This window comes from Flagellimonas alvinocaridis (assembly GCF_004916895.1).
Taxonomy (GTDB): Bacteria; Bacteroidota; Bacteroidia; order Flavobacteriales; family Flavobacteriaceae; genus Flagellimonas; species Flagellimonas alvinocaridis.
This window is the reverse complement of sequence record NZ_SNTZ01000006.1, coordinates 1-11,977: the sequence shown is the minus strand read 5'-3', so window position 1 is coordinate 11,977 and position 11,977 is coordinate 1. Positions and strand designations below refer to the sequence as shown.

Genomic DNA, 11,977 nt, shown 5'->3' with positions numbered 1-11,977 from the left:
AGAATAGGCGTTTTAATCTATTTTTTGGGCTTGATGCGTTTTTTTACCCATGCCAAGGCGTTTTCAAACTCAATAAAGAATTCCATAGGTTTTTTGTAGAATAACTTCTCAATCTTAAAGTTGTGCATGTCTATCTCCTTTTTGGAAACAATGGCAAATGCTTTTAGATTTTCCAACCCTCGCAAGTAGTTGTAGATGGTAGGGTCTACCGCATAGGAATTTTTACGCAGGCTGATGTATCCAAAATCCCTGTCCCTAAAATGTATTTCCGATATTCCGATAATTTGATAGGCCCTTTCCAGTGTGACCGTAGCGCCTTCATCAAAGTTAGCGACCATATAATTGTCAAAGACCTGTATAGATCCAATGTCCAATTGATACTCTCGTACCACGATGGTCTTCTTCGTAGAAGTAAATTTCATTCCCCAAAAAGTTATAGTGTCTCATGGCGAAAATAGATTGAAAGGCAACGGAGGGGAAAAATATTAGATTAAAGGCGCAAATATCGTTTGTATGGTAAAGTTTGGGTATAAAAAAAGCTGACAACTGTCAGCTTTTTTCGGCTTGCACCTTTCATTTTATTTTTCTGTTTCCGGAGACTTTTCCGTTTTCTTTATTTTGATGGTAAGTTCTTCTTTCTTTTCATCTAAATCCATAAAGATACTGTCACCTTCCTCCAGTTTGGAATTTACAATTTCTTCGGCAAGAGTATCCTCAATATACTTTTGAATTGCTCTTTTCAAAGGTCTTGCACCATACTGTTTATCAAAACCTTTATCTGCTATATAGTCCTTGGCCTTGTCAGAAAGGCTAAGATCATAACCGATGTCCTTGATTCTTTTGTACAGCTTGTCCAATTCTATATCAATGATTTTATGGATGTCCTCTTTTTCCAATGGATTGAAGACAATTACATCATCTATACGGTTAAGGAATTCAGGTGCAAAAGCTTTTTTCAGGGCATTTTCTATAACGCTTTTCTGATGGCTGTCCTCTTGCGCTTTCTTGGCGGCGGTACCAAACCCCACACCTTGTCCAAAATCCTTCAATTGGCGTGCGCCAATGTTGGAAGTCATGATGATGATGGTATTCCTAAAATCGATTTTTCTGCCAAGGCTGTCTGTCAAGAATCCATCATCCAATACCTGCAAAAGCATGTTGAATACATCTGGATGGGCTTTTTCAACCTCATCCAAAAGGATAACAGAGTAGGGTTTACGTCTGACCTTTTCGGTCAATTGTCCACCTTCTTCATAACCTACATATCCGGGAGGTGCTCCTACCAATCGGGAGATAGCGAATTTTTCCATGTATTCGCTCATATCTATCCGGATAAGGGCATCTTCGGAATCAAAGAGTTCTTTGGCCAAAATTTTGGCCAATTGGGTTTTTCCAACTCCTGTTTGGCCCAAGAAAATAAATGAACCTATAGGTTTGTTGGGGTCTTTCAGACCGGCACGGTTACGCTGGATAGCCTTGGCCACTTTGGCCACGGCCTCATCTTGTCCAATGACAAAACCTTTGATGAGGTCTGGTAGTTTGGCCAATTTATTGCTTTCGGTCTGTGCTATTCGGTTTACCGGAATACCACTCATCATGGAAACCACATCGGCCACATTGTCCTCACTGACAGTTTCTCTGTGCAATTTGCTTTCTTCTTCCCAACGTTCTTGTGCCGAGGCCAATTCTTTTTCGAGACGTTTCTCGTCATCCCGAAGTTTTGCGGCCTCTTCGTATTTTTGTTTTTTAACGACACTGTTCTTCAACTCACGAACGTCTTCCAGTTGACTTTCCAATTCCAAAATCTGTTTAGGAACGTCCATGTTAACAATGTGTACCCGGGAACCGGCTTCATCCAAGGCATCAATGGCCTTATCTGGCAAGAAACGGTCTGTCATGTATCTATTGGTCAACTTTACACAGGCCACAATGGCTTCATCGGTATAGTTGACATTATGGTGGTCCTCGTACTTGCCCTTGATGTTCATAAGGATTTCAATGGTTTCCTCAACACTTGTGGGCTCTACCATTACCTTTTGGAAACGACGCTCCAAGGCACCATCTTTTTCAATATACTGTCTGTACTCGTCAAGGGTCGTGGCACCAATACATTGGATTTCTCCTCGCGCCAAAGCTGGTTTAAACATGTTGGAGGCATCCAAACTTCCTGTGGCACCACCGGCACCTACAATGGTGTGGATTTCATCAATGAAGAGAATAATATCATCATTCTTTTCCAATTCGTTCATCACCGCCTTCATACGTTCCTCAAACTGCCCGCGATATTTTGTGCCCGCAACCAAAGAGGCCAAGTCCAGGGTGACCACTCTTTTATTGTAAAGAATTCTGGAAACCTTTTTGTTGATGATGCGAAGTGCCAGACCTTCGGCAATGGCACTTTTACCAACACCGGGTTCACCAATGAGTAAGGGATTGTTTTTCTTCCTCCTACTTAATATTTGTGAAACGCGTTCTATTTCTTTTTCGCGACCTACCACAGGATCCAATTTGTTCTCTTCGGCCAAACGGGTAAGGTCTCGCCCAAAATTATCAAGAACGGGGGTTTTTGATTTTTTGGTTCCCTTTTGGGCCGAACTGGAACCAAAAGTACTTTCCTTGGAATCCCCAACATCATCGGGATCGCTTGGGAAGGATTCCGCCTGTGGGGAATCTATATAGTCATCATCGCTGGTGATCATGGACTTAAATTGTTCTTTTACGTTATCATAGTCCACCTTTAATTTGTGGAGGAGCTTCGTAGTTGGATCATTTTCATTTCTAAGAATGCACAACAGTAGGTGTGCGGTATTAATGGATGAGCTCTGGAAAAGCTTAGCTTCCAAAAATGTGGTTTTCAATGCACGTTCTGCCTGTCTGGTCAGGTGCAGATTTTTCTTATCCTTTTGCATTGTCCCGGTGTTTGGATTTGCGGGACTCAGAATTTCCACTTTCCTGCGAAGATGATCTAGGTCCACATCAAGAGCATCCAAAATACTAATGGCCTTGCCGTTCCCATCTCGCAAAAGACCAAGCATAAGGTGTTCCGTGCCAATAAAATCATGGCCCAATCGCAGGGCCTCTTCTTTACTGTATGCTATTACGTCCTTTACTCTGGGGGAAAAATTATCGTCCATACCTTTCTTTTTCGCAATTAAAATTAATAAAAGTATCGTTACCGTGGTCAAATACCGTACCCATTATCGATAAACTATAGGTAATTGTCGAAATAATGGCCATTTTTTAACAGTTTAACAAAGGTTTATCACTACAGCGGAACACAGATTGAACTGTTGATAATTTTTTTAATAAAGTAAGCCCCTATTGTTTGTAAAGGGCCTATTTTCCGTATATTGCCATGATATTTTAACCACAAAAAACTATAAGATTTTAGCATGGCGGAAGGAGAAAAGTTAATTCCTATCAATATAGAGGATGAGATGAAATCTGCCTACATTGATTATTCAATGTCGGTCATTGTGTCACGTGCCCTGCCAGATGTTCGTGATGGACTCAAACCAGTTCACAGAAGAGTGCTTTTTGGAATGCACGAATTGGGGGTCAGATCTACCAGTTCACATAAAAAATCGGCCCGTATTGTAGGAGAGGTATTGGGTAAGTATCACCCCCATGGTGATACTTCGGTTTACGATACCATGGTGCGTATGGCCCAAGAATGGAGTCTTAGGTATATGTTGATCGATGGTCAAGGTAACTTTGGTTCCGTTGATGGAGATAGTCCGGCGGCCATGCGATATACCGAGGCCAGAATGCGAAAGATCGCTGACGAAATGTTGGCGGATATAGATAAGGACACGGTAGATCACCAACTCAATTTTGATGATTCGCTGCAAGAACCAACCGTATTGCCAACCCGGGTTCCAAACCTATTGGTAAACGGAGCTTCAGGTATTGCGGTAGGTATGGCTACCAATATGCCTCCACATAACCTTTCCGAAGTGGTGGATGGGACCGTGGCTTACATTGATAACAGCGATATTGAAATCGATGAACTTATAACACACATTAAAGCCCCGGATTTTCCAACAGGAGGAATCATTTATGGGTATGATGGTGTCAAAGAAGCATTCCATACTGGAAGAGGTCGTGTAGTAATGCGGGCCAAGGCCCACTTTGAGGAAGTTCAGGGAAGGGAATGCATTATTGTCACCGAAATCCCTTACCAGGTGAACAAGGCAGATATGATCAAGAAGACTGCCGACTTGGTTAACGATAAGAAGATAGAGGGTATAGCATCCATTAGGGATGAGTCCGATAGAAAAGGGATGCGTATCGTTTATATCCTTAAGCGAGATGCAATTCCCAATATTGTATTGAATATGCTGTACAAGTATACAGCACTTCAATCTTCCTTTAGTGTCAACAACATTGCCTTGGTAAAAGGAAGGCCACAGTTGTTGAACCTTAAGGAAATCATCCATCATTTTGTGGAGCACAGACATGAAGTGGTGGTACGCCGGACTACCTATGAGCTGAAAAAGGCCGAAGACCGCGCCCATATCTTGGAAGGTCTTATCATAGCTTCCGATAATATTGATGAGGTAATTGCCATTATCCGTGGCTCTGCCAATGTGGATGAGGCCCGAAACAGTTTAATGGAGCGGTTCAAGCTCAGTGAAGTGCAGGCCAAGGCCATTGTAGAGATGCGCTTACGTCAGCTTACCGGTCTGGAGCAGGACAAACTGCGTGATGAGCATGCCGAGCTGTTGAAGACCATTGAGGATTTGAAGGATATTCTTGCCAAGAAAGAACGTAGAATGCAGATCATCAAAGATGAACTGCTTGAGGTTAAGGAAAAATATGGTGACGAGAGAAGATCGGAAATCAATTTTGCGGGAGGTGACCTTAGTATAGAGGATATGATTCCGGATGAGCAAGTGGTCATTACCATTTCACATGCTGGTTATATCAAAAGAACACCGCTAACCGAATACAAGACCCAAAATAGGGGAGGTGTTGGACAAAAGGCTTCATCTACTAGGAATGAAGACTTCTTGGAACACTTGTTTGTAGGTACCAACCACCAATATATGTTGTTCTTTACCCAAAACGGAAAATGTTTCTGGATGCGTGTCTATGAAATCCCTGAAGGAAGCAGAACCTCTAAGGGAAGGGCTATACAGAACCTTATCAACATTGAAACTGAGGATAAGGTAAAGGCCTTTATCTGTACCCAAGATCTTAAGGATGAGGATTATGTGAACAGCCACTATGTGATTATGGCTACCAAGAAAGGTGTGGTCAAGAAAACATCTTTGGAGCAATATTCAAGACCGCGTCAAAATGGAATCAATGCTATTACCGTTCGTGATGGAGATGAGCTATTGGAAGCCAAACTCACCACAGGAACGAGTCAGATATTCCTAGGTTTAAAGTCTGGAAAAGCCATCCGATTTGAGGAAGGAAAGACTCGCCCCATGGGTAGAAATGCATCTGGGGTACGTGGTATTACCCTTGCTGATGACAATGATGAGGTAATCGGAATGGTATCAGTACACAATTTTGAAGATGACATTTTGGTCGTTTCTGAAAATGGCTATGGAAAACGATCTTCCATAGAAGACTATAGGGTAACCAATAGAGGAGGAAAAGGGGTCAAGACCATTTCCATCACAGAGAAGACCGGTGGTCTTGTGGCCATTAAGAATGTTACGGATACAGACGACCTTATGATCATTAACAAATCCGGCATTGCCATCAGAATGAGTGTTGAAGATCTAAGAGTTATGGGAAGGGCCACACAAGGTGTCCGACTTATAAATCTCAAGGATTCCGATTCCATAGCGGCAGTGGCCAAAGTGATGAAAGAAGATGATCCTTTGGATGATACAGATATCATGGATATTGAGGTCAAGGGGCAAGATGGCACGGCTATTGATACTGAGAATGAAGAAAATAAATAATCATAAACACTAAATAATTACATTTTTGACATGAAGACTAAATTTTTGATATTAATTGCCATGGGGGTTTCAGTGATGGGATTCTCTCAAAAGGATGAGATCAAGGCAGCTGAAAAAGCTTTGAAAGGCGGAGATACAGCAGGTGCCAAGACTGCTTTGGAGGGAGCTGCATCCACAATTGATGCTGCCGATGAAAAACTTCAGGCCCAGTATTATGCCTTAAAAGGAAATGTGTATTCCGATTTGGCCCAAAAAGGGGATGCCACTGCATTTCAACCTGCCATTGATGCCTATAATAAGGTAATTTCAGTTGAAGAAGCCAGTGGTAAAGAAAAATACGCCACCGTAGCAAGACAGAAATTGGCACAGATTACCGGAGATTTGGTAAATGCTGCTGTAGAGGACAATAATAACCAAAAGTTTACTGAAGCTGCCGAAAAATTATACCTAGGCTATAAACTCAGCCCAACTGATACCATCTACCTTTACTATGCTGCAAGTAGCGCAGTAAATGGTCAAGATTATGAGAACGCATTGACCTATTATAACGAATTGAAAGAGTTGGATTATGATGGTAGTGGAGTTACTTACACCGCAGTGAATGTTGAGTCCGGTGAGGTAGAAACCATGGACAAGAGTACCCGTGACCTGTATGTAAAGGCAGGTACCCACAAAGATCCAAACGAGGAAAGAAGTCCTTCCAAAAAACCGGAGATCGTAAAGAATATTGCTCTAATCTATCAGCAATTGGGAGATAATGAAAAAGCACTTGCTGCTTATTCTGATGCTAGGTCTGAAAACCCAGACGATGTGAACTTGGTGTTGGGAGAGGCCAACCTTTATTACTCCATGGGAGATAAGGATAAGTTCAAGGAATTGATGGCCAAAGCTTCAGAAATGGAACCTGACAACCCCGATTTGTTGTACAACATTGGGGTAATCAATATGGAACAAGGCAACTTGGAAGAAGCAAGGGATGCTTACAAAAAGACCTTGGCCATTGATCCAGGATATATCAATGCCCTTTTGAACCTTTCTACCACCTATGTGAATGAAGGTAACGGACTTATTGATGAAATGAACGCACTTGGAAGCTCAAAAGCGGATATTACCAAGTACGATCAACTTAAAGATAAAAAAGACAGCTTGTTCTTGGAAGGTGCCACAGTTTTGGAAAATGCGGTAAAAACCAATCCCGATAACCAAAGTATTCTTTCCCAGTTGAAGAATATTTACGGAGCCTTGGGAGATACCGATAACTTTATGAGAATTAAAAAGCTCTTGGGCGAGTAATACAGCTCTTGATAAAAATAGAAAGGGACCAATTTGGTCCCTTTTTTTGTTAGATAATTTTTTTAATGACCCGAAGTTTATGGGTGTATAGTTTTTCTTCGGTATTGAAAATTCCCGTGTGGTCCAAACGATCAATTCGGACATGGCCATTGGAATGGATAATATAGTTGTCCTTTAAAATAATTCCAACATGATCAATAACCCCTTCATTATTGTCAAAAAAGGCAAGGTCGCCAGGTTCGCTCTCTTCAATAAAGCTCAGGGCTTCACCTTGTTTGGATTGACCTTCAGCATCCCTACTCAATGTCACACCATTAATTTTGTAAACCATTTGGGTAAAACCAGAACTATCTATACCAAATGGAGTTTTACCGCCACATTGATAAGGAGCTTTTAGGTAGAGAAAGGCAATGTCTATCAATTCGCTTTTTTGGTTTTTCCCTTCAATAAAACTCCCCTCAAAGGTATGGTTTAAGAGTGCTGTTGATGATACCGTGGAACCTAATACGATGGGGAGTAGCATGCCATCTTCAGTACAGACGTGGGAGACAATGTCAGAAGAAATCATTTGACTGATTCTTTGGTCCATTTCAACATATACCTCCTCAGAAATCAATTTATATTGATTGTTGAAAATCCATCCCTCACATTTATCATGGGCCACTCTGATCCTGCTCCATTTTTTTCGATATTCCAAAACTTTAAAATGTTCCCCGTACAATACTTGGGAAATCATTTCGGAATGATCTTCGGGAAGTGTCCGGATGGCAACGATGCTCAGTGGGCAAATTCCATATTGCATTTATTGATGATATAGGATGTCTAAATTCTTTCCAAAACTATGGCAGAAGCACCTCCACCACCGTTACAAATGGCAGCTGCGCCTAATTTTGCATTATTCTGCTCAAGGACATTGAGGAGCGTAATGGTAATCCTAGCTCCAGAACATCCTAAAGGATGGCCCAATGAAACCGCACCGCCATTCACATTAACGTTGGAATCGTTTAGCCCCAAGATTTTCATGTTTGCCAGACCGACCACGGAGAAGGCTTCATTGAACTCAAAAAAGTCAATATCACCCATGGTAATCCCGGCACGGTCCAGTGCTTTTGGCAGTGCTTTTGCGGGAGCTGTGGTGAACCATTCAGGTTCTTGGGCGGCATCTGCATAACTTTTGATATATGCCAACGGTTGTAACCCTAATTCTTTGGCTTTCTCTTCACTCATGAGTACCACGGCGGCGGCACCATCATTAATGGTGGATGCATTTGCGGCAGTCACAGTACCATCTTTGGTAAAAGCTGGTCGTAATGCGGGTATTTTATCAATTTTTACGTTTGTATATTCTTCATCCTGATCCACAATGACAGGTTCACCTCTGCGTTGGGGTACTTCCACGGGAACTACTTCATTCTTGAATTTGCCTGCTTTCCAAGCTTCTGCCGACCTTTGATAGGATTGTACGGCAAAAGCGTCTTGGTCTTCCCTGCTAAAATCATATTTAGCAGCGCAGGCATCTGCACAAACGCCCATGGCATTTTGGTCGTAAGCATCCACAAGGCCATCTTTTTGCATGCCATCAACCATGGTGGCTGGGCCAAATTTCAGTCCATTTCTCATGTAAGCATAATGGGGAATAAGGCTCATGTTCTCCATGCCACCGGCCACAACAATGGAATTTTCTCCCAAAGCAATGGATTGGGCTCCTTGCATAATGGCTTTCATTCCTGAAGAGCACACTTTATTTACAGTGGTGCAAGGAACCGTGTTCGGAATACCTGCATAAAGGGCTGCTTGTCTTGCCGGAGCTTGTCCTGTTCCAGCTTGTACTACATTGCCCATCAAAACTTCTTCGACCTTTTCCGGGGCCAAGCCAATCTTATCCAAAGCGCCTTTAATGGCTACGGCGCCTAATTTGGGTGCTGGTATAGTGGACAAGGCTCCCATAAAACTTCCTATAGGCGTCCTTGCAGCTGAAACGATTACAACTTTGTTCATATGTGCATTATTAGGTTACGAAAATACTAAAATTAAATCCAAAGGTTTAAGTCGACTTGGTGTCGTTTTCCTTAATTTATATTTTCTATTTTTGATGATAACAGTATTCGGAATGGGAAAAGCTTTGGACAATGTATATAAACATCAATCACTTGCCTACAAGTATTTTCTATATCTAATATCTGTAGCGTTGATTGTCTTCTTTTTCCCAAAAGGAGGCAAGTTTAAGTACGAGTTTCAAAAAGGCAAGCCTTGGCAGTACGAGAATTTATATGCACCCATTGATTTCTCCATAAAGAAAAGCCAAGAAGAGATTGCCCAAGAACAACTTTCCATCCGCAATAGCAAAACTGATTATTATACTTTTGATGGGTCTATTGTTACAACCGTAAAGAATGATGTACAAAAAGGGTTGGAGCAATGGTTTGCCACCAATACTTTCACAGCAAGGCAACAGCGTGATGCCCTTAAAATAGGTATGGATGTCATTGACAACATATACTCGCTTGGGGTATTTGAAAACCATCCTGGTTCCAACTCCATTATAGTGGTAAGAAACAATGAAGCCGTTCCGGTAGCTCCCAGTGATTTTCTTGATTTGGAAAGTGCAAAAAGGCGTGTCTCCGCAGAACTATCACATAGCGCTATTGAAAACAGGATTGGGTTGGAAAGTGTAATACAAACCAGCTTGAGAATCAACCTTTTTTATGATGAAGCGCTTACGGAAAGTGCTTTGGAACAAGAGCTGTCAAGAATTTCATATACTAGGGGGGAAGTGTCCCAAGGCAGATTGATCATAGCTAAGGGAGAGGTTGTTGAAGCTGAAAATTTTAAGATACTTAATTCCTTAAAAGAGGAATATGAGTCCGAATTATGGAGAGGGAATAACTATTATTATATCATTTTGGGTTACACTATATTGGTGGCCTTGGTGCTTATTATGTTGTTCCTGTTTTTAAAGCGGTACAGAAATGAAATTTTTAAGAACAACAATAAAGTAACTTTCATCTTTTTCAACATATTGCTCATGGTCCTTGCCACTACGTTAATGGTAAAGAACAATGAGAGTTATGTGTATGGAGTACCATTGTGTATTCTTCCTTTGGTACTCAAGAATTTTTTTGATGCGAGGTTGGGACTCTTTGTACATGTACTCACCGTATTGATTCTTGGTTTTGTGGTGCCCAATAGCTTCGAGTATATTTTTTTGCAGACCATAGCAGGTATAGTTACCATTTTAACGGCATCCGAACTGTATAAACGGGCTAATTTGTTCATATCCGTAGGGCAGATTACCTTGATTTATATCATAGGTTATTTTGCATTCCATGCCATTCACGAAGGAAACCTTGAGAACATAGAATGGATATTGTTTGGGGTATTTGTATTAAATGGACTATTGACACTTTTTGCACAGCCTCTTATCTATATGTTTGAAAAATTGTTTGGGCTAATATCCGATGTTTCCCTATTAGAGCTTTCAGACACTAATTCTAAACTGTTAAAAGAACTTTCAGACAAGGCCCCAGGAACTTTTCACCATTCTTTACAGGTGGCCAACTTGGCCGAAGCAGCAGCCAATGAGATAGGAGCCAATGCCATGCTGGTTAGGGTTGGAGCCCTTTATCATGATGTTGGCAAGATGGAGAAGCCAACGTTCTTTACAGAGAATCAGGTGACCAATGTTAACCCACATGATGACCTGCCACCTCGCGAGAGCGCCAAAATTATAATTGATCATGTGATCCAGGGAATTGAAATTGCAAGAAGGAACAATCTACCCGATAGAATCATAGATTTTATCAGAACCCATCATGGCACCACATTGGTATACTATTTCTATAAGAAACAGCAGGAGATGGAGGCGGAAGTAGATGAAAACGACTTTAGGTATCCGGGTCCAATTCCATTTTCAAAAGAAACCGCCATTTTAATGATGTCAGATGCCGTTGAGGCAGCCTCCAAGAGTTTGAAGAACCCAACTTTTTTGGTAATTGATGAATTTGTGGAGAAAATAGTGAAGGGACAGATGCAGGCCAACCAATTTTTAAATGCCAATATCACCCTAAAGGAAATAGAGATGGTCAAGAAAGTATTGAAGCAAAAACTGACCAATATCTACCATCTACGGGTTGAGTATCCAGAGTAATGTTCATAAAATCAGTTCCTAATTAAAAAAAACGGAAAATAGTTGCGTTCTTTCGGATGAAAAGGTACATTTGCATCCGCATTTTTAGAGTGCAAGTTCATAAGAAGTATTGGGAGAGGTGCCGGAGTGGTAACGGAGCAGATTGCTAATCTGTCGGCGGGTAACTGTCGCCTGGGTTCGAGTCCCAGTCTCTCCGCTTTTTCCTAAGTATTTGGAATTAAATTATGTTCGGGGTGTAGCGTAGCCCGGTTATCGCGCCTGCTTTGGGAGCAGGAGGTCGCAGGTTCGAATCCTGCCACCCCGACAAATTATAGTATCAATCTATAACAAAAACCTGTTAATCGTATGATTTACAGGTTTTTCTGTTTTTAAGAATATCATAAGAATTGATATGTTTTGATTAAAAACGTCAACAAATCGGATAACAATTTGAAAAATCAAAAAGTGTTGACCAGATTTGTAGCTAACTTGGAAACGCCGGACATAGTATACCACCCTCGCCGGGTTAAAGTGACCATAGCTGGCCGGACGAAAGTGACCCACCCGCGCCGGGCCAAAGTGGACCACCTTTAGATTAGATCTATCTGTAAAAAGTCTAAGTGCTTTTTTTGTTAAA

Annotated in this window: 8 protein-coding genes and 2 tRNA genes; 5 read left to right on the top strand and 5 right to left on the bottom strand. The window is 41.5% G+C overall.

The window, feature by feature from the left end; translation table 11 throughout:
• Positions 1–17 precede the first annotated feature (17 nt).
• Positions 18–422 carry an STAS/SEC14 domain-containing protein gene (locus tag EZV76_RS11760; RefSeq protein ID WP_136566759.1) on the bottom strand — a complete coding sequence of 135 codons (405 nt, stop codon included), beginning with the start codon at positions 420–422 and terminating at the stop codon, positions 18–20.
• A gap of 156 nt (positions 423–578) precedes the next feature.
• On the bottom strand, positions 579–3,134 hold the full coding sequence (locus EZV76_RS11755; RefSeq protein WP_136566758.1) for an ATP-dependent Clp protease ATP-binding subunit: 2,556 nt from the start codon (positions 3,132–3,134) through the stop codon (positions 579–581).
• 258 nt (positions 3,135–3,392) lie between these two features.
• Between EZV76_RS11755 and gyrA the strand changes: the two genes are divergently transcribed.
• Together gyrA and EZV76_RS11745 are read left to right on the top strand one after the other, a co-directional pair.
• Positions 3,393–5,921 (top strand): DNA gyrase subunit A, encoded by a 2,529-nt coding sequence (gene gyrA / locus EZV76_RS11750; protein WP_136566757.1) that lies wholly within the window; start codon positions 3,393–3,395, stop codon positions 5,919–5,921.
• A 30-nt stretch (positions 5,922–5,951) separates the two neighbouring features.
• Positions 5,952–7,214 (top strand): tetratricopeptide repeat protein, encoded by a 1,263-nt coding sequence (locus EZV76_RS11745; protein ID WP_136566756.1) that lies wholly within the window; start codon positions 5,952–5,954, stop codon positions 7,212–7,214.
• A gap of 49 nt (positions 7,215–7,263) precedes the next feature.
• Here EZV76_RS11745 and EZV76_RS11740 read toward each other — a convergent pair whose 3' ends face one another.
• Together EZV76_RS11740 and EZV76_RS11735 are read right to left on the bottom strand one after the other, a co-directional pair.
• The gene (locus EZV76_RS11740) at positions 7,264–8,016 is read right to left on the bottom strand and encodes a C40 family peptidase (RefSeq protein WP_136566755.1); all 753 of its coding nucleotides are present in this window, start codon (positions 8,014–8,016) and stop codon (positions 7,264–7,266) included.
• A gap of 20 nt (positions 8,017–8,036) precedes the next feature.
• Positions 8,037–9,212: an acetyl-CoA C-acyltransferase gene (locus EZV76_RS11735; protein ID WP_136566754.1), complete on the bottom strand. Its 1,176-nt coding sequence runs from the start codon at positions 9,210–9,212 to the stop codon at positions 8,037–8,039.
• A 112-nt stretch (positions 9,213–9,324) separates the two neighbouring features.
• Between EZV76_RS11735 and EZV76_RS11730 the strand changes: the two genes are divergently transcribed.
• From EZV76_RS11730 to EZV76_RS11720, 3 genes are all read left to right on the top strand, one after another.
• The gene (locus tag EZV76_RS11730) at positions 9,325–11,361 is read left to right on the top strand and encodes an HD family phosphohydrolase (RefSeq protein ID WP_136566859.1); all 2,037 of its coding nucleotides are present in this window, start codon (positions 9,325–9,327) and stop codon (positions 11,359–11,361) included.
• Between the two features lie 112 nt (positions 11,362–11,473).
• Positions 11,474–11,557: transfer RNA gene (locus tag EZV76_RS11725), tRNA-Ser, on the top strand.
• A gap of 33 nt (positions 11,558–11,590) precedes the next feature.
• A tRNA-Pro gene (locus EZV76_RS11720) sits at positions 11,591–11,665 on the top strand.
• 17 nt (positions 11,666–11,682) lie between these two features.
• On the opposite strand, the gene EZV76_RS17320 is transcribed toward EZV76_RS11720, so the two are convergent.
• Positions 11,683–11,977: hypothetical protein (locus EZV76_RS17320; RefSeq protein ID WP_236640914.1), on the bottom strand; the 295-nt coding region annotated here is incomplete at its 5' end.